At 66.0% G+C, this 25,115-nt stretch carries 31 protein-coding genes; 13 read left to right on the top strand and 18 right to left on the bottom strand.

Annotated features, from left to right (window positions below):
• Position 1: 1 nt before the first annotated feature.
• On the bottom strand, positions 2-577 hold the full coding sequence (locus IEW49_RS01245) for a DUF4440 domain-containing protein (protein WP_188640974.1): 576 nt from the start codon (positions 575-577) through the stop codon (positions 2-4).
• Positions 578-829: 252 nt separating this feature from the next.
• Between IEW49_RS01245 and IEW49_RS01240 the strand changes: the two genes are divergently transcribed.
• Positions 830-1,471 carry a hypothetical protein gene (locus tag IEW49_RS01240; protein WP_229658031.1) on the top strand — a complete coding sequence of 214 codons (642 nt, stop codon included), beginning with the start codon at positions 830-832 and terminating at the stop codon, positions 1,469-1,471.
• 19 nt (positions 1,472-1,490) lie between these two features.
• Here IEW49_RS01240 and IEW49_RS01235 read toward each other — a convergent pair whose 3' ends face one another.
• The gene (locus tag IEW49_RS01235; RefSeq protein ID WP_188640973.1) at positions 1,491-1,793 is read right to left on the bottom strand and encodes a hypothetical protein; all 303 of its coding nucleotides are present in this window, start codon (positions 1,791-1,793) and stop codon (positions 1,491-1,493) included.
• A gap of 144 nt (positions 1,794-1,937) precedes the next feature.
• On the opposite strand from IEW49_RS01235, the gene IEW49_RS01230 reads away from it, so the two are divergent.
• Together IEW49_RS01230 and IEW49_RS01225 are read left to right on the top strand one after the other, a co-directional pair.
• Positions 1,938-2,498 (top strand): thermonuclease family protein, encoded by a 561-nt coding sequence (locus IEW49_RS01230; protein ID WP_188640972.1) that lies wholly within the window; start codon positions 1,938-1,940, stop codon positions 2,496-2,498.
• A 281-nt stretch (positions 2,499-2,779) separates the two neighbouring features.
• On the top strand, positions 2,780-3,319 hold the full coding sequence (locus IEW49_RS01225) for a hypothetical protein (RefSeq protein ID WP_188640971.1): 540 nt from the start codon (positions 2,780-2,782) through the stop codon (positions 3,317-3,319).
• Positions 3,320-3,490: 171 nt separating this feature from the next.
• On the opposite strand, the gene IEW49_RS01220 is transcribed toward IEW49_RS01225, so the two are convergent.
• Positions 3,491-4,558, bottom strand: a complete 1,068-nt coding sequence (locus IEW49_RS01220; RefSeq protein ID WP_188640970.1) for a ribonucleotide-diphosphate reductase subunit beta — start codon at positions 4,556-4,558, stop codon at positions 3,491-3,493.
• Between the two features lie 214 nt (positions 4,559-4,772).
• Here IEW49_RS01220 and IEW49_RS01215 point away from each other — a divergent pair, with 214 nt between their 5' ends.
• Together IEW49_RS01215 and IEW49_RS01210 are read left to right on the top strand one after the other, a co-directional pair.
• On the top strand, positions 4,773-5,384 hold the full coding sequence (locus IEW49_RS01215) for a hypothetical protein (protein WP_188640969.1): 612 nt from the start codon (positions 4,773-4,775) through the stop codon (positions 5,382-5,384).
• Positions 5,385-5,586: 202 nt separating this feature from the next.
• Positions 5,587-5,829 carry a DUF2171 domain-containing protein gene (locus tag IEW49_RS01210; RefSeq protein ID WP_188640968.1) on the top strand — a complete coding sequence of 81 codons (243 nt, stop codon included), beginning with the start codon at positions 5,587-5,589 and terminating at the stop codon, positions 5,827-5,829.
• A 113-nt stretch (positions 5,830-5,942) separates the two neighbouring features.
• Here IEW49_RS01210 and IEW49_RS01205 read toward each other — a convergent pair whose 3' ends face one another.
• The 4 genes from IEW49_RS01205 to IEW49_RS01190 are packed head-to-tail and all read right to left on the bottom strand — an operon-like array spanning position 5,943 to position 8,796.
• Positions 5,943-6,146: a hypothetical protein gene (locus IEW49_RS01205; protein WP_188640967.1), complete on the bottom strand. Its 204-nt coding sequence runs from the start codon at positions 6,144-6,146 to the stop codon at positions 5,943-5,945.
• 9 nt (positions 6,147-6,155) lie between these two features.
• Entirely contained in the window at positions 6,156-6,335 is a 180-nt protein-coding gene (locus tag IEW49_RS01200) for a hypothetical protein (RefSeq protein ID WP_188640966.1), read from the bottom strand.
• Between the two features lie 57 nt (positions 6,336-6,392).
• On the bottom strand, positions 6,393-6,728 hold the full coding sequence (locus tag IEW49_RS01195; RefSeq protein WP_188640965.1) for a hypothetical protein: 336 nt from the start codon (positions 6,726-6,728) through the stop codon (positions 6,393-6,395).
• A gap of 13 nt (positions 6,729-6,741) precedes the next feature.
• Positions 6,742-8,796, bottom strand: coding sequence for a ribonucleoside-diphosphate reductase subunit alpha (locus IEW49_RS01190; protein WP_373282451.1), 2,055 nt, complete (start codon positions 8,794-8,796; stop codon positions 6,742-6,744).
• Positions 8,797-9,282: 486 nt separating this feature from the next.
• Here IEW49_RS01190 and IEW49_RS01185 point away from each other — a divergent pair, with 486 nt between their 5' ends.
• On the top strand, positions 9,283-9,552 hold the full coding sequence (locus IEW49_RS01185; protein ID WP_188640964.1) for a hypothetical protein: 270 nt from the start codon (positions 9,283-9,285) through the stop codon (positions 9,550-9,552).
• Positions 9,553-9,555: 3 nt separating this feature from the next.
• On the top strand, positions 9,556-9,795 hold the full coding sequence (locus IEW49_RS01180; protein ID WP_188640963.1) for a GlsB/YeaQ/YmgE family stress response membrane protein: 240 nt from the start codon (positions 9,556-9,558) through the stop codon (positions 9,793-9,795).
• A 19-nt stretch (positions 9,796-9,814) separates the two neighbouring features.
• On the opposite strand, the gene IEW49_RS01175 is transcribed toward IEW49_RS01180, so the two are convergent.
• From IEW49_RS01175 to nadB, 4 genes are all read right to left on the bottom strand, one after another.
• A complete protein-coding gene (locus IEW49_RS01175; protein ID WP_188640962.1) occupies positions 9,815-10,654 on the bottom strand; it encodes a GGDEF domain-containing protein in 840 nt (279 codons plus the stop codon).
• A 115-nt stretch (positions 10,655-10,769) separates the two neighbouring features.
• A complete protein-coding gene (locus IEW49_RS01170; protein ID WP_188640961.1) occupies positions 10,770-11,654 on the bottom strand; it encodes an alpha/beta fold hydrolase in 885 nt (294 codons plus the stop codon).
• Positions 11,655-11,793: 139 nt separating this feature from the next.
• Positions 11,794-12,279 carry a hypothetical protein gene (locus IEW49_RS01165; RefSeq protein WP_188640960.1) on the bottom strand — a complete coding sequence of 162 codons (486 nt, stop codon included), beginning with the start codon at positions 12,277-12,279 and terminating at the stop codon, positions 11,794-11,796.
• Between the two features lie 238 nt (positions 12,280-12,517).
• Positions 12,518-14,107 (bottom strand): L-aspartate oxidase, encoded by a 1,590-nt coding sequence (gene nadB, locus IEW49_RS01160; protein ID WP_188640959.1) that lies wholly within the window; start codon positions 14,105-14,107, stop codon positions 12,518-12,520.
• 56 nt (positions 14,108-14,163) lie between these two features.
• Between nadB and IEW49_RS01155 the strand changes: the two genes are divergently transcribed.
• Positions 14,164-14,670, top strand: a complete 507-nt coding sequence (locus IEW49_RS01155; RefSeq protein WP_188640958.1) for a hypothetical protein — start codon at positions 14,164-14,166, stop codon at positions 14,668-14,670.
• Positions 14,671-15,018: 348 nt separating this feature from the next.
• The gene (locus IEW49_RS13205; RefSeq protein ID WP_268235610.1) at positions 15,019-15,141 is read left to right on the top strand and encodes a hypothetical protein; all 123 of its coding nucleotides are present in this window, start codon (positions 15,019-15,021) and stop codon (positions 15,139-15,141) included.
• 26 nt (positions 15,142-15,167) lie between these two features.
• Here the strand turns inward: IEW49_RS13205 and IEW49_RS01150 are convergent, their stop codons facing one another.
• Positions 15,168-16,115: an ABC transporter ATP-binding protein gene (locus IEW49_RS01150; protein ID WP_188640957.1), complete on the bottom strand. Its 948-nt coding sequence runs from the start codon at positions 16,113-16,115 to the stop codon at positions 15,168-15,170.
• A 72-nt stretch (positions 16,116-16,187) separates the two neighbouring features.
• Between IEW49_RS01150 and IEW49_RS01145 the strand changes: the two genes are divergently transcribed.
• The 3 genes from IEW49_RS01145 to IEW49_RS01135 all read left to right on the top strand — a co-directional run bounded on the left by IEW49_RS01145 (position 16,188) and on the right by IEW49_RS01135 (position 17,578).
• Positions 16,188-16,478, top strand: a complete 291-nt coding sequence (locus IEW49_RS01145) for a zinc-finger domain-containing protein (protein ID WP_188640956.1) — start codon at positions 16,188-16,190, stop codon at positions 16,476-16,478.
• Between the two features lie 78 nt (positions 16,479-16,556).
• On the top strand, positions 16,557-16,979 hold the full coding sequence (locus tag IEW49_RS13080) for a hypothetical protein (protein WP_229658029.1): 423 nt from the start codon (positions 16,557-16,559) through the stop codon (positions 16,977-16,979).
• A gap of 50 nt (positions 16,980-17,029) precedes the next feature.
• A complete protein-coding gene (locus IEW49_RS01135; RefSeq protein WP_188640955.1) occupies positions 17,030-17,578 on the top strand; it encodes a DUF924 family protein in 549 nt (182 codons plus the stop codon).
• Here IEW49_RS01135 and IEW49_RS01130 read toward each other — a convergent pair.
• The 4 genes from IEW49_RS01130 to IEW49_RS01115 all read right to left on the bottom strand — a co-directional run bounded on the left by IEW49_RS01130 (position 17,568) and on the right by IEW49_RS01115 (position 22,919).
• Positions 17,568-18,962 carry an MATE family efflux transporter gene (locus IEW49_RS01130; protein ID WP_188640954.1) on the bottom strand — a complete coding sequence of 465 codons (1,395 nt, stop codon included), beginning with the start codon at positions 18,960-18,962 and terminating at the stop codon, positions 17,568-17,570. The genes IEW49_RS01135 and IEW49_RS01130 overlap by 11 nt on opposite strands.
• 32 nt (positions 18,963-18,994) lie before the next feature.
• Positions 18,995-19,708, bottom strand: coding sequence for an endonuclease III domain-containing protein (locus IEW49_RS01125; protein ID WP_188640953.1), 714 nt, complete (start codon positions 19,706-19,708; stop codon positions 18,995-18,997).
• 1 nt (position 19,709) lies between these two features.
• Positions 19,710-21,284 (bottom strand): glutamine-hydrolyzing GMP synthase, encoded by a 1,575-nt coding sequence (gene guaA / locus IEW49_RS01120; protein ID WP_188640952.1) that lies wholly within the window; start codon positions 21,282-21,284, stop codon positions 19,710-19,712.
• Between the two features lie 252 nt (positions 21,285-21,536).
• Positions 21,537-22,919 (bottom strand): L-serine ammonia-lyase, encoded by a 1,383-nt coding sequence (locus IEW49_RS01115; protein ID WP_188640951.1) that lies wholly within the window; start codon positions 22,917-22,919, stop codon positions 21,537-21,539.
• Between the two features lie 92 nt (positions 22,920-23,011).
• Between IEW49_RS01115 and IEW49_RS01110 the strand changes: the two genes are divergently transcribed.
• On the top strand, positions 23,012-23,791 hold the full coding sequence (locus IEW49_RS01110) for a PIG-L family deacetylase (protein WP_188640950.1): 780 nt from the start codon (positions 23,012-23,014) through the stop codon (positions 23,789-23,791).
• A gap of 28 nt (positions 23,792-23,819) precedes the next feature.
• On the opposite strand, the gene IEW49_RS01105 is transcribed toward IEW49_RS01110, so the two are convergent.
• Both IEW49_RS01105 and IEW49_RS01100 read right to left on the bottom strand, forming a co-directional pair.
• Positions 23,820-24,746, bottom strand: a complete 927-nt coding sequence (locus IEW49_RS01105; RefSeq protein ID WP_188640949.1) for a cation efflux transmembrane domain-containing protein — start codon at positions 24,744-24,746, stop codon at positions 23,820-23,822.
• Entirely contained in the window at positions 24,743-25,087 is a 345-nt protein-coding gene (locus IEW49_RS01100) for a hypothetical protein (protein WP_188640948.1), read from the bottom strand. The genes IEW49_RS01105 and IEW49_RS01100 overlap by 4 nt, the downstream gene beginning before the upstream one ends.
• Positions 25,088-25,115: the final 28 nt, after the last annotated feature.

Genomic DNA, 25,115 nt, shown 5'->3' with positions numbered 1-25,115 from the left:
GTCAGTCGAGCGCGGGCGGGTAGGAGGGCGCGGGGCCGTGATCGAGGCTCAGGCTTTCGAGCAGGCGGAAACTGCCCTCCTCCGGCATCCACTTCCACACGTGGATATAGCGCCCGCCGCCGGTCTGGACCCAGCCGCCCGCACCGTCATTGGCCGCCCTGCGCCATTCGTGGAAGGTGTGGTGCCCTTCTTCGAGCACGCCCCAGTCGCCGAGCTGCTGGATGCGGCGCGAACCGGGCACGAACAGGCGGCGGTTGCGATAGCCTTCGTTGGCGCCGCCGGGCTTGCGCGCGTCGCAATTGCGGGTCGCGCCGGCGACCATCTCCGCGCCGCTGGCGGAGGGCATGCCGACGAGGTCGTGCAGCATGCGGAAGTCCGGGTGGACGAGGTCGGCGACCAGTTCCGGGTCGCAGCCTTCGAAGAAGCCCCAGAACAGCCGCGCATCGTTGGCCTCGACCGCTGCCTTCAAGGCCTCGCCGGTCGGCATGGCGGCGGGTGCTTCGGCGGGCGCATCCTGCGCGGCGAGCGGGGTGGCGGCGAGCAGCGCGAGCGCGGCGGCGAGGGTACGATGGATCATGCAATGGCTCTCCCTTGGTGTATTGGCATTGCATAACACCAAAGCGCCATTTCGCAACCGCAGGCCGCGGAAAACCGAGCCATGGACCGGGTGTTACACTGTCCAGGAGAGAAAAAGCGCGGCGCGCGCGCAGCGACATCCCCGCGCCGATCGCGCGCGTCGAAGACATGGCGGATGCCGTGTGCCATGCCGCGAGAATAGCGCGACACTTGCGAGTAGGAAAACGCCCGCCATGCGCCTATCGTCGCGCGCATGACACGCACCGCCCCCCGCTTCGCCGCGCTCGCCGCCCCTCTCGCCCTCGTTGGCTGCACCACGCTGCCGGGCACCGAGCCGCTGCCGCTATCGCAGGAACGGTTCTGGGACGCGCTCTCGAGCCATTGCGGGAATGCATACGAAGGCGAACTAGCCAGTACCGACGAGCGCGATGCCGACTGGGCCGACAAGCGCATGATCGCGCACTGGGCCGAATGTTCGGACACGCGCATCGCGATCGCCTTCCATGTCGCGGACGACGAGGCGGAAGACGGCTGGAACCGCAGCCGCACCTGGATCGTCACCCGCACCGCCGACGGCCTGCGATTGAAGCACGATCACCGCCACGAGGACGGCAGCGAGGACGCGGTCACCCAGTATGGCGGCGACACGCTGTCGGCCGGCACCGCGCGGGTGCAGGACTTCCCGGTCGATGCATACTCGATCGCGCTGTTCGAACGCGAAGGCCTCAGCGCCTCGCTCACCAATGTCTGGCGGATCGAGGTCGATCCGGCGGACACGCGCGGCGCGCGCTTCGCCTACCAGCTCACCCGTCGCAACGATCCCACCCGCCTGTTCCGCGCCGAGTTCGACGCCAGCGAACCGGTCGCGCCCCCGCCGGCCGCCTGGGGCTGGTGAGCCCCGCGCGCCTCCGTTCTCAGTCGAGTTCGCTCATGCAGCCGAGGAATTTGTTGGCGCGCTTGTAATAGAGGTCGAGCTCCTCGCCATAGAAGTGCAGCGCGCGGCGGAAATCGCGCACCTCGTCGTCATAGGCTTCCAGCTGCCGCCGCGTGCAGCTGCCCCCGATCGCGCAGCTCGGCTTGCGCGGTTTCTCCAGCTTGAACACCGGCGCGTGCGGTTGCTTGCACTTGCCCGGAGCGCCCTTGGCGACGGGCGCGGGACCCGGCGCGGCGAGCGCAAGGCCCGCCAGCGCGATCGGCAGGATTCGTATCCAACGCATGTCATTCCCCCATGACGATGCGACCCTGAACCCCTTGGACATAGCGCAAGATCGGGCGTCGCGACAGCAGCGAGAGAACGCCTGCCGCTCCGCGGCGGCGGGGATTGCAACCGCTTGCTAACCACTCGCGAGTAGGTTTGCGCAATGGGCACGATCCATCGCTTCGACCCCGGCAGGCGCAGGCGAGCGCCCGCGCGCCACGCCGCCGCGACCGGCTGGCGCGAGGCCGCGCGCGGGCTCGGCCCGATCCTGTTCGCGCTGCCGCTGGCGGCGTTCACCGCGGTCTGGTTTCTCGGCGGGTTTCCGCCCGCCGACGCCGCGAGCCCCGAGGCCAGCGGGGCGGACACCGTCCGCAAGCATTTCGCCCGCTGCGCCGGCCCGGTGCGCATCACCTGCGTGGTCGATGGCGACACGATCTGGCTGGAGGGCGACAAGATCCGCATCGCCGATATCGACACCCCCGAAATCTCGCAGCCCCGCTGCGCGCGCGAGGAGCGGCTCGGCCAGCAGGCGACCGAGCGGCTGATCGTGCTGCTCAACGGGGCCCCGTTCGAACTGCGCCCCAACCCCGACGGCCGCGACGCGGACCGCTACGGCCGCAAGCTGCGCGTGCTGGCGCGCGGCGGGGAGAGCATCGGCGGGATGCTCGTGGCCGAAGGGCTGGCGCACCGATGGGGTGGCGGCAGACGCAGCTGGTGCGGCTGAACGGTTCGTCGCCGCCAAAGCCCGCCTTGGACCGCCTGGACCACTGTTCTGGCGACAAAATCTTTCCGCACCAAACGCTGCCTTGGATCGTTTCTGTCGATCGGCTCAAGGCGGCGTGTCGAGACATGACCCCGGTCTATCGGATCGCCGCGAAGTAGGAAAATCGCGGTCGCGGTGCGGGTCCCGGTTCGCGCCGCCCTGTCGGAGTTCGTCAGTGGTCATTTCCGGGTGGCTGCCATAGCCTCTCCCGCAATCGCCACGATCGAAAGAGGGAAACTGCCATGATTTCGCGTTTCACCGCCGGGCTCGCCGCTGCGGCGACCTTGGTCGCACCCCCCGCCGCCGCGCAGGAGGCCAGCTGGTATTCGGGTAGCGATCCCAGCGAAGAGGCCTTCGTGCAGCAACCGGGCAAGGCCTACCTGCTCATCGCAGGCTGCGACGCGCTCGACGGAATATACCCCTATCTCGCGTTCGGGATCATGAGTTTCGTCAACTGGCGGATCAAGGAACAGACGCTCGGCTTCCGCGACGAACCGAATGAGGGCGTCGAACTGACCGTCAGCGGCACGACCAGCGATGGCCCCTTCACCTTCCGCACCAGCGACCGCGGCTATTACGGCGGCACGGCCGCGCGTCGCGACAATGGCGCGGGCGACGAGGTGGTCGTGAATTATGCCGGCGGCTCGATCACCCCCGCCCAGCTTCGCCTGCTGATGCGCGCGCGCACGATCACCGTCAGCGTGCTGGGCTTCGAATACGATTTCTCCGCCGCCGGATCGGCGCGCACACTGGGCAGGCTGAGCTGCACCGCGGATCTGTGAGGAAGAGGCCTAGCCGCTGGCCTTTGGCCGTCTGCCGCCCCGGCATGCGGGAGGGGAACGCGCTGTCCATCGACCTTGCACCGCACCCGACACGGGCGGGCCGAAGCCCCAGTTCTACCGCCCGCGATAGGGCTCGCACGCTACCGTACTGCCAAGTGTAGAAATAGCGCCCTACTCGGCCGCGACCCCCGTACTCTCGCTCGCACCATCCTCGAACAGCCCCGGACCATCGTCGGCGGTTTCTTCCTCGTTGGCCGCCTTGGCGCCCTGGCGCTTGTCGAAGCTCGACCAGACGTCCTGCCAGTTCCCCTTGGTCGCGCCCTTCGAATATTCGGTGGCGCGGGTTTCGAAGAAGTTGGCGTGCTCGACGCCGTTGAGCAGCGGGGCGAGCCAGGGGAGCGGGTGGTCCTCGACCATGTAGATGCTCGGCAGGCCGAGCTGGCCCAGGCGCCAGTCCGCGATGTAGCGGATGTATTTCTTGATTTCCTTGGCCGTCATCCCGGGAACGGGGCCGTCCTCGAAGGCGAGGTCGATGAACGCGTCCTCGAGCCGCACGGTCTTCTGGCACATGTCGAGGATGTCTTCCTTGACCGACTTGGTGAGGCAGTCGCGCTCCTTGCAGAAAGCGTGGAACAGGCGGGTGATGCCTTCGCAGTGGAGGCTCTCGTCGCGCACCGACCAGCTGACGATCTGGCCCATGCCCTTCATCTTGTTGAAGCGCGGGAAGTTCATCAGCATGGCGAAGCTGGCGAACAGCTGGAGGCCTTCGGTGAAGCCGCCGAACATCGCCAGCGTGCGGGCGATATCCTCGTCATTGTCGACGCCGAATTCCTGCAGGTAGTCGTGCTTGTCCTTCATCTCCTCGTATTCGAGGAACATGCCGTATTCGCTTTCGGGCATGCCGATCGTGTCGAGCAGGTGCGAATAGGCCGCGATGTGCACCGTCTCCATGTTGGAGAAGGCGGCGAGCATCATCTTGATCTCGGTCGGCTTGAACACGCGGCCGTATTTCTCGTGGTAGCAATCCTGCACCTCGACATCGGCCTGGGTGAAGAAGCGGAAGATCTGCGTGAGCAGGTTGCGCTCGTGATCGGAGAGCTTCTGCGCCCAGTCGCGGCAGTCCTCGCCGAGCGGCACTTCCTCGGGCATCCAGTGGATCTGCTGCTGGCGTTTCCAGAAGTCGTAAGCCCACGGATATTCGAACGGCTTGTAGGTCTTGCGGGCTTCGAGCAGCGACATGTTGTGATCCCCTTGCGTGTCAGACCTCCAGATATAGTGATTCGGCGCCGGTAATGAAACGGGCGATTTGGGGTTGCCAACAGGGCTGTCCACGGCTGCGGCACGGTTCGTCGCATGGTTAATCCCGCACGGCGAAAGCGCCGGAACGCGCCCCCTCGCGCGCGGTTGGGTGAACACAGGGATACGCAGATCCCAACTCGATGGAGAAAGACCAATGTCCGAACTCGAACCCACCGACAGCCGCGTCGTCCATGGCAATGCCGAGCCGAAGAAGGGCGACGAACGCTTCGCCGACAAGCCGACCCAATCCGAACAGTTCGACCGTGCCCACGAGCGGCTCGACGACGACGCCATTCGCAACCCCGAACAGGCGCCGAGCAAACAGGATGACCACGTTGGCGAGGATGGCCTCCAGCAGGAGCAGTCACGCGACAACGACGCGCGGTTCGAAGCCTCCGACCTCGATCGCGGCGCGGCGCAGTACCAGTCCGAACCGCTGATCCAGCAGCAGCACCAGTCCGACGACTGGTCCGAGCACAACGATCGCGGCGAGACCCAGCTGCGCCAGCCGCAGCAGCAAGCCAAGCAATCGCCCGCCGATCCGTCGCCTCGCAAGGACGGCGCGTTCGAGACCGGCCAGGCCGATTACGGCAGCGCGCAGACGAAGGCGGAAGACGCATCGGACGATTCGGCGTCCGAAGACGCGCAGGTCCGCCAGCAGCTGGTCGACGATGCCGCCGAGGGCGACCTCACCGACGACGATCTCGACGATGCCGCGCCCGAACAGGCGCAGCTCGACCGTGAAAGCCGCGACATCAACGACTGACCGGAGCTTCCCCCGCCGCGGTATGTGGACGCCGCGGCCATCGAGCGCCCCCTTCCTTCGCGGGAGGGGGCGTTTTCGTGTCCGTGACCCGTGGCTTCGGCCTCACAGAAAACGACCCGTGCACGAGCGTCGACGAGTCGAGGAACGTCCCCGCCCGTTCAGCCGTTATTTAGACAAACACCTCAACGGAAAGGATTTTATCATGCTCGAACGGTTTCGCATCAAGGAACATATGGAAGTCACCGACTGCAAGGGCCAGCATCTCGGCACCGTCGACGAAGTCGATGATGGCAAGATCAAGCTGACCAAGTCGGACAGCAAGGACGACATGCACCACTTCCTGTCGATGGACGACGTGGAGAAGGTCGACGACAACCGCGTCTACATGAAGGAAGGGACGCGCCTGCCCGAAGGACTCGGGACCAAGGCCGTCGAAAGCGCCTGACCAAGCATAAGCGTTTCTGCCGCTCCGCGAGGAGCGGGAGCAACAGGAGCCCGGCTCTCGCTGACGCGAGGCCGGGTTTCGTATGTCCGGGGCCCCTGGTCGGGGCGAACCGTTCAGAACGGCCAGTCGAAAATGCCCGGCCAGATGTGGCTCGCGATCTCGGCGCTGCGAAGGCCGAGCCAGATCGACAGCGCGAGCAGCACCACCCCGAAGCCGTAGCCGAAGAAGGGGCGCCGGCGCCCCGCGCCCAGCCCGATCGCATAGGCGAGGAACAAGGTAAGCGCGCAGCCGGTCGCGTAGAAGATCAGCCAGAGCATGGCGGCGGCTCAGGCCCCCGAACGCTGGAGCACGAGCAGCACTGCGGAAAAGGTCATCAGCGCGCCACCCAGCAGGAAGTACCGCCCCGCGCGGTCCCTGCGCTCGGGAATGCGCCGGATCCGCGCGCCGTGCGCGACCAACCCGAGCGCGAGCAGGCCGACAATGGCGATGGCGATGACGAGATACATGGTCGCGGGGCCTCCCGTCTGCAAATGTAGGAGGGGTGCGCCCGTGCGCAAGCGCGTTCAGTCACGCGGGGTGACGTTGCGCCGCGCGAGCATCGCCTTGCGCAGCTTGCGCTCGAGCCAGGTGACCGTGAGGAACGGAAAGCTCGCCAGCCACGCGATGTAGAACCAGCCGCGCGGCCCCGCCTCGAGCGAGCAGCGCAGGATTTCGGCCAGTTCCGCCCCGCGCCCGTAATAGCGCTCGTTATCGCATTGCGTGTCGATCGCGAGCAGCGCGTCGAATTCATACACGCCGAACAGCCACACGACCGCGGCGAGGATCATGAAAATGACGGCGCCCCAACCGATCCGGATGGTCGGCGGGGCGCTGTCGTCTGGTTGAGCAGGGTTGCTCATCGTCGGGGCAGGATCACTGGCAAGCGAGGCATTCCTCGTAATCGGTCTGCCCGCCGGCACCGGCCTGCAGTTCGAACTTGGTCGCGTCCTTGGTGTTGTCGGCTTCCACGCCGCCGGCGAAGCCCGCGCGCTGCACGCTCTTCGAGCGGAGGTAGTAGAGCGACTTGATGCCCTTCTCCCATGCCTGGAAGTGCAGCTGCATCAGGTCCCATTTCTCGACGTCGGCCGGGATGAACAGGTTCAGCGACTGCGCCTGGTCGATATAGGGCGCGCGATCGGCCGCGAATTCGAGCAGCCAGCGCTGGTCGATCTCGAAGCTGGTCTTGTAGGCGTCCTTCTCCTCCTGGCTGAGGAAGTCGAGATGCTGGACCGAGCCTTCGTGCTGGAGGATCGAGTTCCAGACGTTGTTGGTGTCCTTGCTCTTCTTCTTGAGCAGCTTTTCGAGGTACGGGTTCTTGACCACGAAGCTGCCCGAAAGCGTCTTGTGGGTGTAGATGTTGGCCGGGATCGGCTCGATGCAGGCGCTGGTGCCGCCGCAGATGATCGAGATCGACGCGGTCGGCGCGATCGCCATCTTGCAGCTGAAGCGCTCCATCGCGCCCATTTCTTCCGCGTCGGGGCACGGCCCGCGTTCCTTGGCGAGCATCATGCTGGCCTCGTTCGCCTTGGCGCTGATGTGCTGGAACATCTTCATGTTCATCGCCTTGGCCATCGCGCTTTCGAAACCGATGCCTTTGGACTGGAGATAGGAGTGGAAGCCCATCACGCCCATGCCGACGCTGCGTTCGCGCTCCGCAGAATACTTGGCGCGGTGCATCTCGTCGGGCGCGCGGTCGATATAGTCCTGCAGGACGTTGTCGAGCATGCGCATCACGTCCTCGATGAACTGCTTGTCGCCGTTCCACTCGTCCCATTTTTCCAGGTTGAGCGAGGACAGGCAGCAGACCGCGGTGCGATCGTTGCCGAGATGGTCGATCCCGGTCGGCAGGGTAATTTCCGAGCACAGGTTCGAGGTCGAGACCTTGAGCCCCAGATCGCGGTGATGCTTGGGCATCATGCGGTTCACCGTGTCCGAGAACACGATGTAGGGCTCGCCCGTGGCGAGGCGGGTTTCGACCAGCTTCTGGAACAGCGAACGCGCATCGACGGTCGCGCGGACTTCGCCGGTCTTGGGCGACTTGAGCTCGAACTCGGAGCCCGCGCGGACGGCTTCCATGAACTCGTCGGTCAGCAACACGCCGTGGTGCAGGTTCAGCGCCTTGCGGTTGAAGTCGCCCGCCGGTTTGCGGATCTCGAGGAATTCCTCGATTTCCGGGTGCGAGACGTCGAGGTAGCAGGCCGCCGAGCCGCGCCGCAGCGAGCCCTGCGAGATCGCCAGCGTGAGCGAATCCATCACCCGCACGAACGGCACGATGCCGGAAGTCTTGCCGTTGAGGCCGACCGGCTCGCCGATGCCGCGGACATTGCCCCAGTAGGTGCCGATGCCGCCGCCCTTGGAGGCGAGCCAGACGTTCTCGTTCCAGGTGCCGACGATGCCTTCGAGGCTGTCCTCGACCGAGTTGAGATAGCACGAGATCGGCAGGCCGCGCCCGGTGCCGCCGTTCGACAGGACCGGCGTGGCGGGCATGAACCACAGGTTCGAGATGTAGTCGTAGAGCCGCTGCGCGTGCTCCTGGTCGTCGGCATAGGCATCGGCCACGCGCGCGAACAGGTCCTGGTAGCTCTCATCGGGCAGCAGGTAGCGATCGGTCAGCGTTTCCTTGCCGAATTCGGTCAGGTTCTCGTCGCGCGCGGGATCGGTGACGATGTTGAAGCGGCGCGCATTGACGCGCTTGGAATCGTTGCGATCGTCGGCCGCGGCCTTGGCCACTTCGGCCATCGCGTCGGTGGCGGCGAGGAGCGCGGCCTCTTCGGGCGCGGCTTCCTTGGTAGCGGTCACGGGCGTTTCCTTTGCTTTGGCGGCATCCTTGGCCTTCGCCTTGGGCGCGGCCTTTTCGACGGTGGGTGCGTCGTCGGTCATATTGTCCAGCTCGTCCATCGTCGGCTCGTCCCCGTTCCTGAATTCCATTTCGTGCCCGCTCCCTGTTCCGGCGGGCCTTGCCGCACCGCCTGTTCGACCGTCCTGTTCGAGTCGTCGGGCAGGCATGCAGCCTACCATTCCCAACCCCCGGAGACCCGCGAAACTTATCCGCAACTTGTCCCCAGCCGGCGCTTGCGAAGAGCATCCCGAAGGCCCGAATCCGCCCGCACACCGCCGAAACGCTGCCGATCCCTGGATCAAGGTCTTGAGGGCTCCTCCCCGAAGAGCCACTATCCATAGTGCATATCGCGGGAATCGGGCGCAAGCGTTAAATCGCCGTTTACCGTTGCCGAGCCGCCGTCAGGCGAGGTGTATTGCATCGCTGCAACGCAGCGACGCGCCGGAATTGCTTGGCTGGCGCGCGGCGCAACCCCAAAAATCAATCTGTGAAGAAAAATATGGTGATTGAATCTTTCGAATCCAGCTTTGAATCATCATGAAGGGGGTGCGCAATTTTCATGCGGGGGAATCGCGATGGCGAACGAAGTGGGGGCCGCAGATCTGACCGGGCGGGCGGCGCGTTTCGCAATCCGCCACAAGCGCGCGCTGACGATCGGCGGGGCGATCTGGTTCTGGGCGAGCATGGCCGTCTATGCCCGGTTGGTGTCGCTTCCCGACCTTCCGGACTGGGCGCGGCAGGGCTTCTTCTGGACCGGAGTCGCCTACAACGCGATCTGGTGGGGCTTCGTCCAGCCGCGGATCGCCGGGCATGTGAAGACGATCGAGCAGAAGGGGAACACCTAAGACATGCTGAACATCATCGGAGCCATCATCGGCGGGCTGATCATCGGCGCCCTGGCGCGCTGGTTCTATCCCGGCGCGGTCGACATGACCCTGCTCGAAACGATCCTGCTCGGCATCGGCGGATCGCTGCTCGCCGGTTTGCTGACCCATCGCGGGGCAGCGGGCTTCCACCGTGCCGGCTGCCTAGCCAGCGTGCTCGGCGCGATGGCGTTGATCCTCGCGGGAAGCCTGCTGCTGAACTGACCGTCCGGGCGGTGCCAGATCAGACGCTGACCCGGCGCCCCTTGTTCTCGTAAAGCGCGCGATCGGCATGCGCCATCGCCTTGTCGAGCGCAGCGCGTCCGGGGCCCGAAAGCTCGGCGAAACCGGCACTGAAGGCGACCGGCTCGCCATCGAGCAGGGCCGCCGGGCGACGCAGCACCGCGGCATGGACACGCGTGACGACGGCTTCGGCGGCCTCGCGATCTAGCCCGTCGAAGAAGATCACGAATTCGTCGCCGCCCCAGCGCGCGGCGATATCGGTTTCGCGGATGCCGTCGCGGATCTTGTTCGCGATCGTCTTGAGCAGCCTGTCGCCTTCTCCATGGCCAAGCCGGTCGTTGACCTGCTTGAAGCGATCGCCGTCGAGCAGGGCAAGCGTGCCCCTGTCACCACGCCGCATGCTGGCCTGCAACGATTCGAGGAACCCGCGGCGATTGGCGAGGCCGGTGAGCGTGTCGGTCGACGCGACCCCCTTGAGGAGATCGATCCGCTGGTTGGCGGATTGGGCCGCTCCGGCCGTCGCACGCAGCAGGTCTCCGGCGAGGTCCTCCCCGCCGTCGGGGCACTCGTCGACCGGTTCGCCAGCCTGCAGTTGCGCGAGCCGCGCCATCGCCAGTTCGATCGGCGCGAGCAGGCCCGCCAGCCCGATCACCGCAACGATCGTGCCCACCAGCGTGGCGATCAGCAACGCGGCAAAGGTCGACCATTCCCACTCGCCCCGCAGCCCCTGGACGACGAGGAACGTGATCAGCGGGACGTGGACCGAACCGAAACAGATCGCGAAGACACGCAGGCGATAGCTGCGCGGAAACAGAAAACGGGTTGCATTGTAGATCCGCAATGGGGTTCCCTCTCACCGCCACAATCCTTGCGGTCTGTCATGCAATAGGTCCTGTTAAGAAAGGTTCCCCACACGCATAAGTCGATATTAACCAAGGTCGATCCTGCGTCTCGACCTAGGTCGCCCTGGCATGCTCCGCGATATCGTCGGCGATCTCGTCGATCAGTTCGAGCGGGAAGTCGTGGCCCATGCCCGGATAGGTCTTGAGCCGCGCGCCGGGAATACAGGCGGCGGTCGCGTGCCCGCCTTCGCAGCGCACCAGTGGGTCGTCCTCGCCATGAAGCACGAGCGTCGGCGCGGTGACCTTCGCCAACTCCTCAGTCCGGTCGCCATCGGCCATGATCGCGGCGAGCTGGCGCGGCATGCCCGGCGGATAGAAGCTGCGTTCGAAATCGCCCGTCGCCTGCTCGAGATAACGCCGTTCGGGCTGCGGGAAGCCGCGCCCCTCGATCGTGCGCAGGATCTTCACGCCATGCGCGACCACCGTGTCCTTGTCCGAAGACTTGGGCCGCTGGGTGAGCACCTGCATCGCTTCTTTCTTCGCCGGCGGGACCTTGCTCGATCCGGTGGTCGACATGATCGAGGTGAGCGAGAGCACCCGGTCCGGATGTTCGAGCGCGACGCGCTGCGCGATCATCCCGCCCATCGACGCGCCGACCGCATGCGCCCGGTCGATCCCCAGCGCATCGAGCAGCCCGACCGCGTCGGCCGCCATGTCCGAGAGCGTGTATGGCGCCTTGATCCTGAGCCCCAGCTTGTTCCAGATCACCATCTTGAGGATGCCCGGGGCCTTCGCGCCGTCCATCTTCTGCGACAGGCCGATATCGCGATTGTCGAAGCGGATGACGCGGAAGCCGCGCGCGACCAGCGCATCGATCAGTTCGTCGGGCCAAAGCGTCATCTGCGCGCCGAGCCCGTGGATCAACAGGATCGGCGGCGCGTCCTTCGCGCCGTTCTCGTCATATTCGAGCTTGATCCCGTTGGCTTCGATCTGCGGCATGCATTCCCCCTCGGCGCGGCGCGTCAAAATCTGGGCGAGCTTGTCCCAGCGCGCCCGGCTTCGCAAGCCCCGGCGATAAGGACCGCCGCCCACCCCGTATCCGGGAGGGCGGCGGTCACCTTGGGCGGACGCGATCGACTCAGCCGATCGCGATCACCGTGCCCGTTTCGGCAGTCGCGAGACGCGCGCTTTCCATCGCGGCCAGTTCGGCGGCGAAGGCATCGCGCTCACGCTCGTTGGCGGCGAAGATGATATTCGCCTGGAAGCGCACGCCGTCGGCGGACGCCAGCGGGACGCTGTCGAGATCGCGCAGCTGGCTCACCGCCCAGCGCGCGATCCGTTGCGACGCGACACCGGCCGAATTGTGGACGGTCTCGAGCCCGGTCGGCCGGCCGTCCTCGTCGAGCGTGAAGCTGACCTGGACGATGCCGGACAGCGGACGGCCGAAGGGATCGCGATCCGACTGCAGCAGCCGGTCGAGTTCCTTGGTCCGGTCGTTCTGCCACTGCTGCAGCGCCGATTGCGACACGACGAGGACACCGTCCTGCGCGAGCGCGGGTGCCGCCACCGGCAGGGTGCAGGCGAGGGCGATGAAGGCGAGGGGAAGTTTGAAGGTCTTGGTCATTGGATCATCCTCTTATTGTGTGGATGACCGGCCATTCCGGACCAGCAGGCCGAGCACAGTCCCTAATTACTCGTGCGTGGCTTCGATGGTCGATCCGGACACGACGGCGCCTGGGGGAAAGGAGCACCGCCGCGTCCGATTACAGGCGTAAGCGACGCGCAAGAATGCTTCAATTGCGATCCTGCAAACGTTCGAAAATTTCGGACGAATGTCGATCGCAGTCGACGGACGGCTTGCCTCAGGGCACCAGCACCGTGTCGACCGGGACCTCGTCGGTTTCGAGGTAGTCGAGCGTGTAGTGCAGCCCGCGGCTTTCATGCCGCTTCAGCGCACTGCGCACGATCAAATCGGCGGCCTGGAGCAGGTTGCGCAATTCGACGAGATCGGTGGTGACGCGGAACGAGCCGTAATAGTCCTCGACCTCGGCCTTCAACAACTGGATGCGGTTGGCGGCGCGTTCCAGCCTTTTGGTGGTGCGCACGATCCCGACATAGTTCCACATGAAGCGGCGGATCTCGGTCCAGTTCTGCTTGATCACGACCTCCTCGTCGGAATCGGTCACCCGGCTCTCGTCCCATTCGCGGATCGCGGGCGGATCGGGCAGTTCGTCCCAGCGCTGGCAGATGTCCTTCGCCGCGGCCTCGCCGAAGACGAAGCATTCGAGCAGCGAGTTGGAAGCGAGGCGGTTGGCACCGTGGAGCCCGCTCTCGGTCACCTCGCCCGCCGCCCACAGGCCGGGCAGGTCGGTGCGCCCGGCAAGGTCGATCACCACCCCGCCGCAGGTATAGTGCTGCGCCGGCACCACCGGAATCGGCTGCGTGGTCATGTCGATCCCCAGCCCGATCAGCTTGTCGTAGATCGTCGGGAAATGCTCGCGCACGAATTCGGGCGGCTTGTGGCTGATGTCGAGATGGACGAAATCGAGCCCGAAGCGCTTGATCTCGGCATCGATCGCGCGAGCGACGATATCGCGCGGGGCGAGCTCCAGTCGCTCGTCGTAATATTCCATGAAGCGCTTGCCGGTGCGCGGGTTGATCAGGTGTCCGCCCTCGCCGCGCACGGCCTCGGTGATAAGGAAGTTCTTGACCTCGAGGTTGTAGAGGCAGGTCGGGTGGAACTGCATCATCTCCATGTTTGAGACGCGCGCACCGGCACGCCAGCCCATCGCGATCCCGTCTCCGGTGGCACCGCGCGGCGCCGTGCTGAACTGGTAGACCCGCCCCGCGCCCCCTGCGGCGAGCACGGTGGCCTTGGCGAAATGCGCCTCGACCCGGCCGCTTTCCTCGTCGAGCGCGTAGACGCCCCAGACATGGCCCGATCCAGAGTAAGGCTCGGCATGGCGCCCGGTGATGAAGTCGATGCAGGAGCGGCCCGGCAGCAGGGTGATGTTGGGATTGGCGTTGGCGGCGTTGAGCAGGGCCTCCTGCACCGCCCAGCCGGTCGCGTCGTTCACATGGACGATGCGGCGGTGCGAATGGCCGCCCTCGCGGGTGAGATGGAGGTCGCCGCTTTCGCGGTTGAACGGGACGCCGAGCTCGCACAGCCGGTCGATCGCCTTGGGCGCGCCCTCGATCACGAATTCGACCGTCTCACGATCATTGAGCCCAGCGCCGGCGATCATCGTGTCGCGGATATGGTTCTCGAACGTGTCGCCGGCATCGAGCACCGCCGCGATCCCGCCCTGTGCCCAGGCGGTCGATCCGCCGGTGAGCGAGCCCTTGGCGAGGACGAGCACCTTGCGGCTCTGCCCCAGTTCGAGCGCCGCGGTCAGCCCCGCCGCTCCCGACCCGATGATGATGACGTCGTACTTTTCGTGTCGCGCATTCATAATTCGCTTGAACACGCCCGCCCCCCGGTGTGCAAGCGGATTGAAGGAGTGGGCCAGTGGATCCCGAACGTCGCAAGCAGTTGGAAGCAAAGCGCGTCGCGCTGCACGAGCGGCTCGAGCGCCAGGTCGAGGGCACGATCATCCCGCGTCTGATCGAACGCGGCGTGCCGCACGAACCTCGTTTCGACGGAATCTGGACCCCAGACTATATCCGCGTGGCGGGCAACGGGCTGTGGTGGCCCGACAGCACCGGGCGGGTCGAAGATGAATGGTGCGGCACGACCGACCGCGAGGACCCCGACGGATCGAAGCAACGCGTGCTTCGCCAGCGGGTAATCGCGCGGATGATCGCACGCGCGACCGGACCGGAAACGGAAATCCGCTTCAGCTACGACGCGGGTTTCGAAACCAACCTGTCCATCAAGGCGCGCGACGCCATCGCAAATCTCGACGTGCTGCTCGATTTCGGCTGGACGATCTGGATCACCTCGCGCGCCGAGAACTGGCTGATCGAGCTCTCGCGCGATGGTGTCGCGCGGCTGGCGATGGAACCGTGCCGATAGGCGATCGGGGATGGCCCCGCTTGGCGAAAATCCGATTGCGGCTGGCAGCCGATTCGCATCACATTTCTATAAAACAGCAATAATCACGCGACATTAAATTGCGGAATTTCATTAGGGCGCGAAATTTTTTCCGCAGATTTTGAATATGTTGCGCTGCAGCATGCCAGGATTTGGGGCAATTTTCCCCCAGGCACCGATTCCCGTGCTATCATGGTGTATCGCCTTAATTAACGGCGCATTCTCCTTATTCGGGTCAGGAGGCGGCGTCGCTTTGGCTAAGCGGGGTAAGCCATGATTATTCAGCGTGTCCGATGCCTTCTGGATCGCCATACTCCGGTGCGAAACCGGGTGCATTCGGAGGGCCGCCGCCTGACCGGCACCTGCGCCGCTTGCGGCGCGCCGATCTGGCGCAGGATGCACGGCGAATGGCGCAAGATTCTGGAACAGCAGGACCAGTCCGAACCGGTCTGAGCGACCGGCGGTCGTCCTGATCGGCTTCAGGCGCTTTCGGTCAGCTGGACGAACACGTCCTCGAGATCTGCCTCGCGCGTGGTCACGTCCTCGATCGCGTAGCCGTGCTGCTGGATTAGCGCGAGCACCTGTCCCGCGGTCGCCCTGTCGCGATCATAGGTCACCTCGAGCACGCGGTCGCCCACCGCCTCGCTCTTGGTGAAGACCTCTTCCATCGGCGGGCCGGCGAGGTCCTTGTCGACCGAGACGCGGACGATCTTCTCGCGCGCCATGTCGATCAGCTCGCGGGTCGGCTTGTTGGCGATCAGTTCGCCGTGGTTGATGATCGCGATCCGGTCGCACAATTGCTCGGCTTCCTCGAGATAGTGCGTGGTCAGCACCACCGTGACGCCCTGTTCGTTGAGCCCGGTGACCAGTTCCCATAGCTGGCGGCGAAGCTCGACATCGACGCCCGCAGTGGGCTCGTCAAGTACGAGGATCGGCGGCGAATGCACCATCGCCTTGCCGATCAGCAGGCGGCGCTTCATCCCGCCCGACAGCGTGCGCGCGTAGGCGTCGCGCTTGTCGGCGAGGCGGAGCTGTTCGAGGATTTCCATCGAGCGGCGCTTCTCGGGCGGCACGCCGTAGAGCCCGGCCTGTATCTCGAGCACCTCGAACGGGGTGAAGAAAGGATCGAACACGATCTCCTGCGGGACGATCCCGATGCTCGCCTTCGCATTGCGGCGATGCTCATCGATATCGAAACCCCAGATCTCGGCGCTGCCCGATGTCTTCGACACCAGCCCGGCGAGGATGTTGATCAGGGTCGACTTGCCTGCGCCATTGGGGCCGAGCAGCCCGAACACGCCGCCCTGCGGCACGTCGAAACTCACGCCCTTGAGCGCTTCCTTGGGCGGCGCATTGCCGCTGGCCGGATAGGTCTTGGCGAGATCGCGGATCGAGATGGCGGCATTGTCGGTCACGGATGCGCCCATGCCCGATGCAGGCGGGGGCGCGCAACACCAATAGGACTTTTCCGCCGCGCGCACCGTTGCTAGAGCGCCTCCATGAGCCAGGTACCCGACGCCCCCGCCCGCAGCGATCTCGTCCCCGAAACCGTGCTGGTCGACACCCGCAGCGTGTGGTGTGACGGGTCGGACCATATTCGCGCGCCCAAGGGTGTTAAGCCGGTCGCGCTGGGCCATCCGCGAGTCTACATGCAGATCGACGAGCGCGGCTTCGTCGATTGCGGTTATTGCGACCGCCGCTTCGTGCTCGAAGGAACGCCTGCCGCGCGCGGACTGTCCGAAGCCGGCGCGGGAGACCTGCCGCCGCCCTCCGACGCCACCGTCGCCTGAGGAAAGGCGGACTCAGCGACGGTTCAGGATATTCGTGCTAGCTTGCGCGTTGTTCCAGTGAACAGTCGGAGAGAACCCATGCGCCGCATCATTTCCACGCTCGCCCCCGTCGCCGCCCTCGGGCTGCTGGCTGCCCCTGCCGTCGCGCAGGACGACGAGGATATGACCCGCGGCGAAAAACAGCTCGCGCGCATGCTCGACGGCCGCGAAGCCGGAGAGGCCGAGCGCTGCGTCCGCACCTTCCCGAGCGCCCGCATCACCATCGTCGATGGCGAAGGTATCATCGTGCGCACCGGCAACCGGGTCTATTTCAACCGCACGACCAATCCCGAAGCGCTCGACGACGACGATATCCTCGTGATCCGTCGCTATTCGGGCGATACGCGCCTGTGCGAACGCGAAACGCTCGAAACCTATTCGCGCACAGGCATGTTCTTCACCGGGATCGTCTCGCTCGAGGAATTCGTGCCCTACGAACGCGCCGACAAGGACGACGCCTGATCGCGACGGCTGCGCCTCGATGACGACCTTGGCCCAGTGACCGCCACGCCGTGACCAACGCCCTCAGGCCCTGGGCGGCGCAGCTCCTTTATTTCTGGTTCCACGAACTGACCCCGCGCGACTGGTATCGCGGCGGCAAGGCGGTCGATACGCTGATCGAGGCCCGCTTCGCCCGCTATTGGCATGCACTGCACCAGCAACCCGTCGAGAGCTTCCTCGGTTCGCCGCGCGATGCGCTCGGTGCGGTGCTGCTGTTCGACCAGATGCCGCGCAACCTGTTCCGCGACGATCCGCGCGCATTCGCCAGCGACGGTTTGGCGCAGGCGATTACGCTGCGCGCGATCGCGCGCGGATGGGACATGCCGCTCACCCGCGATCAGCGCCAGTTCCTCTACATGCCGCTGATGCACGCCGAGGACATCCTCCTCCAGCGGCTGAGCCTCGCCAAATTCACCAAGCTGGGTTCGTCGCAGGGTTACGCCCGCAGCCATCACCGCATGATCGCGCGATTCGGGCGCTTTCCGCATCGCAACGAGGTGCTCGGGCGCCGCTCGACCGCGGCCGAGAAGCGCGCGGTCGCCGCGGGCTTCAGCTGGTAGCGCCCGCGCGGCGGGAATTTACGAACCACAGCGCCACGACGACCGCCAACGCTCCGCCGAGCACATTGGCCGAAAGCTCGGCCGCGTAGATCGCGTCCTCCCCCCAAGCCTCGCGCAACAGCCACGCGACCGGGATCATGAACAGCGCGACGCGGACGATCGACTGGCCCAGCGCCCAGCCGGCATGGTCGATCGCATTGAGCGCGCCATTCCCGACGATGAACATGCCGAAGCCGGCATAGCCCCAAGCGGCGATCGAGACGTAGCGCTCGAAACTGTCCTTCACCGCGGCGTCGTCCGTAAACAATGCGGCGAGCTCGGTGCGGAAAACCACGATCAGCCCCGCCACGGCAATTCCCCAGACCAGCGAGAAGGCGAAGCTCTGCAGCAGCGCCGAGCGCGCGCGTTCGATCCGGCTCGCACCCCAGTTCTGCCCGACGATCGCCCCGATCGAGCTCGACAGGCCGAGCAGCGGCACGACCGCGAAGGACTGCAGCCTGCCCGCCGCGCCGAACCCCGCGACCGCATCCTGCCCGGCGCTCGCGAGCAGCGCAGTGAGGATCGATAGCCCGACCGGGTTGATCGAATTGGCAAAGGCCGAAGGGATGGCCACGCGGCCAAGCGCCCTGCTGTCGCGCTTCACGATGCAATACCTGATGGCAGAAGGAGCGAAGCGGATGTCGGTCGTCTGCAGCAGCGCGAAGCCGACCGTCCCCGAGATCACCCAGCTCGCGAGAGTGGCATAGGCGGCCCCGGCGATCCCGAACCCTTCGAAACCGAACGCGCCGGTGATCAGGATCGGATCGAGGATCCAGTTGGTCACCGCCATGGTGATCAGGATCGCCATCGAGCGCTTGGCCGCACCCTGCGCCCGCAAGGCGCCGTTCAATCCCATCATGAAGGGCAGCGCGAAGAAGCCCAGCGCATAGGGGGCCATGTAAGCGTCGATCAGCGGCAGCAGGTCGGCCTCCGCCTGCAACAGTTCGAACAGCGGTTGCCGCAGCAGGTAGAGCGTGATCGCCAGCACTACCCCCACACCGCCCGCAAGCAGGAATCCGAGATTGGCGAGCCCGCGCGCATGGTCGTCACCGCCCCGGCCCAATGCGCGGCTCACCACCGAGGCGATCCCCGCCATCACGCCCACGCCGAGGCTGGAAAGTGCCTGCGTGACCGGGAAGATGAAGGCGACCGCCGCCAGCTGCGCAGCGCCGAGCTGGCCGATGAAATAGGCGTCGACGATCCCGATCGACATGATTGCCGCGATCCCGACGATCATCGGCGCGGTCTGCGACACGAGATGGCCGCGGATCGAACCGCGTGTCAGTCTGGCGTTGGACGGGCCGCCCTCATTGTCGGACGGTGCGGCGGGATTGCTGGCGGCCATGGCGGAAGCCTTAGCAGCCGCTCAGGCGCTGCCTAGCCCTGTCCCGCTTCGCTTGCGCCCGTCTCGCACAGCGACTGCGCGACGCAGTTTGAACAATCCATGCTGCGCGGGCGGCACCAGGTCTGGCCGACCTTCTTCATCAGCAGGTGGTGTTCGTCGTAATCCGCCGCCGACCATTCGGGCGGCATCGCGGGCATGATCGCTTCGTAGGCGCGCGCGGTGTCGGCCTTGGCCGGGACCAGCCCCATGCGCTGGAGGATGCGGCGGTGATGGCTGTCGAGCACCAGCACCGGGCGGTCGAGCGTCGAGGCGTTCATCACCCCGGCGGCGATCTTGCGCCCGATCCCGGGCAGTTGCTCGAGCCACGCCATCGCCTCACCCGTATCCATCGGCCCGAGATGCGACAGGTCGACCGAACCGCGCCTCGCGATCAGGTCGACCAGGCACGCCTTCAATCGCTCGCCCGCCATATTGGGATAGGTCTGCGTCGCCAGCTCGACCTGAAGCTCTTCGAGTGGCGCCTCGGCGACCTTCTCCCAGCTGCAATAGCGCTTGAGCAACCGATCGGTCGCCGCGTTGGAAATCTCGGACTTGGTCCGCGCCCCGATCACGCCCTGCACCAGCACCCATTCGGGCGCGCGCCACGCCGCAGCCGCGCGTTCGATCCGCCCGAAGCGCTGGACCAGCAGCGGCTGCAGCCGGCGCAGGATTTCGGTGCGCGGATCGGGACCTAGCGGTAGCTCCAAATCACTCCCACTCGATCGTCCCCGGCGGTTTCGACGTGTAGTCATACACCACGCGGTTGATGCCCTGCACCTCGTTGACGATGCGCGTCGCCACCTGCGTCAGGAAGCCCGCGTCGAAGGGATAGACGTCCGCCGTCATGCCGTCGGTGCTGGTCACGGCCCGCAGGCCGCAGACGCTGTCGTAGGTGCGGCCGTCGCCCATCACGCCGACGGTCTTGACCGGGAGCAGCACGGCGAAGGCCTGCCAGATCGCGTCGTAGAGGCCGGCATTGCGGATTTCCTCGAGATAGATCGCATCGGCCTTGCGCAGGATGTCGCAGCGTTCCTTGGTGACCTCGCCCGGGATACGGATCGCGAGGCCGGGGCCGGGGAAGGGATGGCGGCCGACGAAGATGTCGGGCAGGCCGAGTTCGCGGCCCAGTTCGCGGACTTCGTCCTTGAACAGTTCGCGCAGCGGCTCGACCAGCTGCATGTTCATCCGCTCGGGCAGGCCGCCGACATTGTGGTGCGACTTGATCGTGACGCTCGGCCCGCCGGTGAAAGAGACGCTCTCGATCACGTCGGGATAGAGCGTGCCCTGCGCGAGGAAATCGGCGCCGCCGATCTTCTTCGCCTCTTCCTCGAACACGTCGATGAAGGTTTTGCCGATGAACTTGCGCTTCTTTTCGGGATCGGTCTCGCCCGCGAGCCCAGCCATGAAGCGTTCCTCGGCGTCGACCACCACCAGCGGGATGTTGTAGTGATCGCGGAACATCGTCTCGACCTGTTCGCGTTCGTTCAGCCGCAGCAGGCCGTGATCGACGAATACGCAGGTGAGCTGTTCGCCGATCGCCTCGTGGATCAGGATCGCGGCGACCGAGCTATCGACCCCGCCCGACAGGCCGCAGATCACCTTGCCGTCGCCGACCTGGTCGCGGATTTCGCGGATCTTGGTCTCGCGATATTCGGCCATCGTCCAGTCGCCCGCGAGGCCGCAGACCTTGTGCGCGAAATTGGCGATCAGCTTCGCGCCGTCGGGGGTGTGGACGACTTCGGGATGGAACTGCGTGCCGTAGAACCGGCGCTTCTCGTCGGCGATGACCGCGAAGGGCGCGCCGTCGGATACCGCAACGATCTCGAACCCTTCGGCGAAGCGGGTGACCTTGTCGCCATGGCTCATCCAGACCTGGTGGCGCTCGCCCTCTTCCCACAGCCCGTCGAACAGCGCGCAGCTTTTCGTGACGGTGAGGAAAGCACGACCGAACTCGCCGCCTTCGCCGGTCTCGTGGCCGGGCCGCACTTCGCCGCCGAGCTGGTGCGTCATGACCTGCTGGCCGTAACAGATGCCGAGGATCGGCAGGCCGGCTTCGAACAGCATCTCGGGCGCGCGCGGCGAACCTTCCTCGGGCACCCCGGCGGGAGAACCCGACAGGATGATGCCCTTGGGCTTGAGACGATGGAACGCCTCCTCCGCCTGGCTGAAGGGCGCGATCTCGGAATAGACCCCGGCCTCGCGCACGCGGCGCGCGATCAGCTGGGTCACCTGGCTGCCGAAATCGACGATGAGGATGGAATCGGGGAGATGGTCTGGCTGCATGGGCCCCGTTAAAGCGCCCTACGCGGTCCTGTCCAGCCGCGCGCGACGCGAGCCCGAGCATTCGCGTCAAATGTTGCATTTTGCGCAACCCATAGCGCAGTTATTGCGCTTGAGAGTTGCACCGGACTGAACCATTTGGCGGTCACTCCAAGCGGCCGTTCGGCAACCGTCCCCTCCCCCCTTCCCCCCAGGTACCGGACGGCCGCGACCCTTTCCCCACATCGCAGGATCGCGCCCCGGACGGGGAAAGCGTCAGCATTCGATGACGTTGACCGCGAGCCCGCCCTGGCTCGTTTCCTTGTACTTGGTGCTCATGTCGAGCCCGGTCTGGCGCATCGTCTCGATCACCTGGTCGAGGCTGACGCAGCTTTCCGCGCCGGTCCGATGGAGCGCGAGGCGCGCCGCATTGACCGCCTTGACCGCGCCGATCGCGTTGCGTTCGATGCACGGGACCTGCACCAGCCCGCCGACCGGATCGCAGGTCAGGCCGAGATTGTGCTCCATCCCGATCTCCGCCGCGCTGGCGACCTGCACCGGGGTCCCGCCCCACAGCGCCGCGAGCCCACCCGCCGCCATCGAACAGGCCACGCCGACTTCGCCCTGGCACCCCATTTCGGCACCCGAGATCGAGGCGCGCTGCTTGTAGAGCAGGCCGATCGCGCCCGCGGTAAGCAGGAACTTGCGGCGGCTGTCGCGGCACGCCTTCTCCTCGGCATCGCGACAATAGAAGCGGATCACCGCAGGAATGATGCCCGCCGCGCCGTTGGTGGGGGCGGTGACCACGCGGCCGCCCGCGGCGTTCTCCTCGTTCACCGCCATCGCGTAGCAATTGAGCCAGTCGAACAATTGCTCGCGCTCGTTCGATTGCGGGTTGGCGGAAAGCTTGTCCCACATGTCGGGGGCGCGTCGCTGGACCTTCAAGCCGCCGGGCAGCACGCCGCGCTTTTCGAGACCGCGATCGATGCAGTCGTCCATCGCCTCGAAAATGAGGTCGAGCCCGGCGAGCGTCTGCTCGCGCGGGCGGCGCGCATCCTCGTTGGCGAGCACGATCTCGCAGATCGCGGCACCTTCGCGCTCGCACAGCGCCAGCAGGTCAGCTGCCGAGGTGAATTCGTAAGGCGTCGAGGCGCTCTGGACGCGGTCGTTCTTGGGCGGGTTGCGCAGCTGCTTCTCGCTCGCGACGAAGCCGCCCCCGGTCGAGAAATAGGTCCGTTCGAGCACGAGCTCGCCCGCCGCGTCGTAGGCGCGCAAGGTCATGCCGTTGGGGTGGAGATCGGGAATGACATGCCCCGCAAGATCGATATCGCGCGCGCGCTCGAACGCGATCTCGCGGCTGCCGTCGAGCGCCAGCCGCCCGCTCTCGTCGAGCTTCGCCAGCGCTGCCTCGCCCGCATCGGGATCGAGCGTTTCCGGGCGATGCCCCATCAGCCCGAGGATCGTCGCGCCGACGGTGCCGTGTCCCACGCCGGTCAGCGCCAGCGAGCCCTGCAGCTCGACGGCGACCCGCGCCACCCGATCGAGCCGCCTGCTGCGCGCGAGTAGCCGCACGAACTTGCGCGTGATCCGCATCGGACCGACCGTGTGCGAGGAGGACGGACCGATCCCGATCCGGAAGATGTCGAGCACCGAAAGCATGCGCGGCGGCATGACATTTGTGGCGGCAATTGCAATCGCCAATTGGTCGCGTGCCCGCCATGCCGTAGGGTCCGCTCGCAAAGGAGAACCCGATGAAGAAACGCCTCGCCTTGTTCGTTGCGCTCGTTGCCACGCCCCTGTTCGGCATGGCCCAACAGGAAGAACGGGACGATCCGCGCAAGGCGCTCGCGATCTTCGCGCATCCCGACGACGAATTGTTCGTCGCCCCCGCGCTGGCCCGCGCCGCACGCGAGGGCGACGAGGTCACGCTGGTGCTCGCGACGAGCGGCGACCAAGGGCCGGGCGTCTCGGGGTTCGAACGCGGCGACGCCCTCGCCGCGGCGCGGCGGGACGAGGCGCGCTGCTCGGCTGAAGCGCTCGGCCTTCGAGAACCGGTGTTCCTGGGTCACGGCGACGGCACGCTCGCCGCGACTCCGCGCGCGCCCGACAGCCCGGCGCGACGTCTCACTGCCGACCTCGCCGCCATCATTGCCGAAGAGCAGCCCGATATCGTCGTCACCTTCGGCCCCGACGGCGGGTACGGCCATGGCGATCATCGCATGGTCAGCGCGCTGGTGACGCAGGTGGTGCAGGCGATCGACGATGATCGCCCGAGCCTGTTTTATCCGGGTATCCGCAAGGGTACGCTGCCCCCACTCCCGCAGATGCAGGACTGGGCGGTGACCGCGCCGGCCCTGCTGACCATCGCCTATCGCTATGCGGACGAAGACCTCGCCGCCGCCCGCGCGGCCACCCAATGCCACGCCACGCAGTTCGACGCCGCGACTCGCGCACAGATCGCCGACCTGTTCCACGCGACGATCTGGGGCGGCGCGGTGCATTTCCGGCCTGCCTTCGGCCAGCCTCGCTGAGGCGGCATCGGCGCGCCGTGACGGCGTCCTACCGGTGGTGGGCCGGATCTTCCTTGCCGTGAGGGGTGAAGGACAATCGCCCCAGCCGCCAGCTACGGCCCGGGTCCATCAGCTCTTCGGCCCGAGGAATTTCTCCCGGGGTCTCGATCCCGTCGACCGAAGCGAGGATATAGCGGCCTGATTCGCGCAATCGGATCCGGCCTTCCGGCCATCGCTGCTGCAGCCGATCCTGCAACCGGACGGCTTCCTCCGAAACGCCGCTGCCTTCGAGCCGTCGCGGGGCACCGTCGAGCAGCTCGGCCGATGCGCTCCTGGTGGCGGTGATGCCGTCCTTCACGATCGAAATGGAAATCAGCAACGCCGCGAGGCTGTCGGCCCACCACAGGCCCAGTCCGATGCCGACGATGCCGGCGATCCCCGCCAGCCCGGTCTGCCAGTCGGCCTTCTGCATGAGCGAATCGGTGTACAGCACCTTGTCCGAAATACGCTGCGCGATCGGCTGCTTGAGCCGGCCGAGAATGACCGGCGGCACCACCGAATAGACCAGCGCCGCGATCATCAGCCAGCCGAGCCAGATCGTCTCGCCGAACATCGTCACCGGTCCGACCGTCGGATGCTCGCCCTTCATCAGGCCCATGCCGTTGGTATAGGCCAGAAAGAGCCCGAGGAAGGTCAGCACCACCGACGAGCCGAGGAAGGCCAGCGAATTCGCCCGGAGGAAGCCGTAGGGAAACTTCTCGGTCGGTGCGCGTGGCTCGAGATGGGCGGAAACCAGGAAGGTCATCGCCGGAACCAGGCTGAGGACGTCCTCGAACAGCGCGGTCTTCATTGCCTGGCTGGCGCCCATGGTGAAATACATCACCACCACCACCGAGCCCATCCAGCCCAGCGTCCACCATTCGAGCTTCTTGGCGTTGCGGAAATCCTGTTTGATGGCCGAGGGAATCTCGCTCATTTGCTCGCCTCCGATACCAGCATCAGCCAGCCGTTTTCACCGTTCATCACGGCAAACCGGGGAACCGGTTCACTTTTCGGCGCCTTGGCAAGCAATCCCTGTGGCGCGCTGAAGGCGACCTCGCGGCTCCATGGAGAATCCATCGCGAGCTCGCCATAAACGAGGTCGATCTCGCCCTTCTTCAGACGGGCAAGGACGACTTCGCTGTCGCCGCGCTGGGTTTCGGGCCGGGACCCGGTGCGATCCAGCACCCGCGCGAGCGTCCGGCGGCTGGCCTCGTTCATTTCCGCGCCTTCGATCACGCCGAGGCGCAAGGTCCCGCTCTGTTCCACCCGATCCATGGTCCCGGATGGATCGCGCGGAATCGAA

It is taken from the genome of Pseudoblastomonas marina (assembly GCF_014641655.1).
GTDB lineage: Bacteria > Pseudomonadota > Alphaproteobacteria > Sphingomonadales > Sphingomonadaceae > Alteriqipengyuania_A > Alteriqipengyuania_A marina.
This window is presented reverse-complemented; position numbering and strand designations above follow the sequence as displayed.

Coding starts and splice junctions, on each gene's coding strand:
- IEW49_RS01230 (WP_188640972.1), top strand. CDS start 1,938: ATGGGCACGATCCATCGCTTCGACCCCGGCAGGCGCAGGCGAGCGCCC.
- IEW49_RS01240 (WP_229658031.1), top strand. CDS start 830: ATGACACGCACCGCCCCCCGCTTCGCCGCGCTCGCCGCCCCTCTCGCC.
- IEW49_RS01170 (WP_188640961.1), bottom strand. CDS start 11,654: ATGCCGCAGATCGAAGCCAACGGGATCAAGCTCGAATATGACGAGAAC.
- IEW49_RS01195 (WP_188640965.1), bottom strand. CDS start 6,728: ATGAGCAACCCTGCTCAACCAGACGACAGCGCCCCGCCGACCATCCGG.
- IEW49_RS01245 (WP_188640974.1), bottom strand. CDS start 577: ATGATCCATCGTACCCTCGCCGCCGCGCTCGCGCTGCTCGCCGCCACC.
- IEW49_RS01205 (WP_188640967.1), bottom strand. CDS start 6,146: ATGCTCTGGCTGATCTTCTACGCGACCGGCTGCGCGCTTACCTTGTTC.
- IEW49_RS01225 (WP_188640971.1), top strand. CDS start 2,780: ATGATTTCGCGTTTCACCGCCGGGCTCGCCGCTGCGGCGACCTTGGTC.
- IEW49_RS01210 (WP_188640968.1), top strand. CDS start 5,587: ATGCTCGAACGGTTTCGCATCAAGGAACATATGGAAGTCACCGACTGC.
- IEW49_RS01185 (WP_188640964.1), top strand. CDS start 9,283: ATGGCGAACGAAGTGGGGGCCGCAGATCTGACCGGGCGGGCGGCGCGT.
- IEW49_RS01165 (WP_188640960.1), bottom strand. CDS start 12,279: ATGACCAAGACCTTCAAACTTCCCCTCGCCTTCATCGCCCTCGCCTGC.
- guaA (WP_188640952.1), bottom strand. CDS start 21,284: ATGCAGCCAGACCATCTCCCCGATTCCATCCTCATCGTCGATTTCGGC.
- IEW49_RS01200 (WP_188640966.1), bottom strand. CDS start 6,335: ATGTATCTCGTCATCGCCATCGCCATTGTCGGCCTGCTCGCGCTCGGG.
- IEW49_RS01110 (WP_188640950.1), top strand. CDS start 23,012: ATGAAGAAACGCCTCGCCTTGTTCGTTGCGCTCGTTGCCACGCCCCTG.
- nadB (WP_188640959.1), bottom strand. CDS start 14,107: ATGAATGCGCGACACGAAAAGTACGACGTCATCATCATCGGGTCGGGA.
- IEW49_RS01130 (WP_188640954.1), bottom strand. CDS start 18,962: ATGGCCGCCAGCAATCCCGCCGCACCGTCCGACAATGAGGGCGGCCCG.
- IEW49_RS01220 (WP_188640970.1), bottom strand. CDS start 4,558: ATGTCGCTGCTCGAAGCCCGCAAGACCTACAAGCCGTTCGAATATCCG.
- IEW49_RS01235 (WP_188640973.1), bottom strand. CDS start 1,793: ATGCGTTGGATACGAATCCTGCCGATCGCGCTGGCGGGCCTTGCGCTC.
- IEW49_RS01190 (WP_373282451.1), bottom strand. CDS start 8,796: ATGGAATTCAGGAACGGGGACGAGCCGACGATGGACGAGCTGGACAAT.
- IEW49_RS01145 (WP_188640956.1), top strand. CDS start 16,188: ATGAGCCAGGTACCCGACGCCCCCGCCCGCAGCGATCTCGTCCCCGAA.
- IEW49_RS01180 (WP_188640963.1), top strand. CDS start 9,556: ATGCTGAACATCATCGGAGCCATCATCGGCGGGCTGATCATCGGCGCC.
- IEW49_RS01115 (WP_188640951.1), bottom strand. CDS start 22,919: ATGCTTTCGGTGCTCGACATCTTCCGGATCGGGATCGGTCCGTCCTCC.
- IEW49_RS01215 (WP_188640969.1), top strand. CDS start 4,773: ATGTCCGAACTCGAACCCACCGACAGCCGCGTCGTCCATGGCAATGCC.
- IEW49_RS01100 (WP_188640948.1), bottom strand. CDS start 25,087: ATGGATCGGGTGGAACAGAGCGGGACCTTGCGCCTCGGCGTGATCGAA.
- IEW49_RS13080 (WP_229658029.1), top strand. CDS start 16,557: ATGCGCCGCATCATTTCCACGCTCGCCCCCGTCGCCGCCCTCGGGCTG.
- IEW49_RS01105 (WP_188640949.1), bottom strand. CDS start 24,746: ATGAGCGAGATTCCCTCGGCCATCAAACAGGATTTCCGCAACGCCAAG.
- IEW49_RS01150 (WP_188640957.1), bottom strand. CDS start 16,115: ATGGGCGCATCCGTGACCGACAATGCCGCCATCTCGATCCGCGATCTC.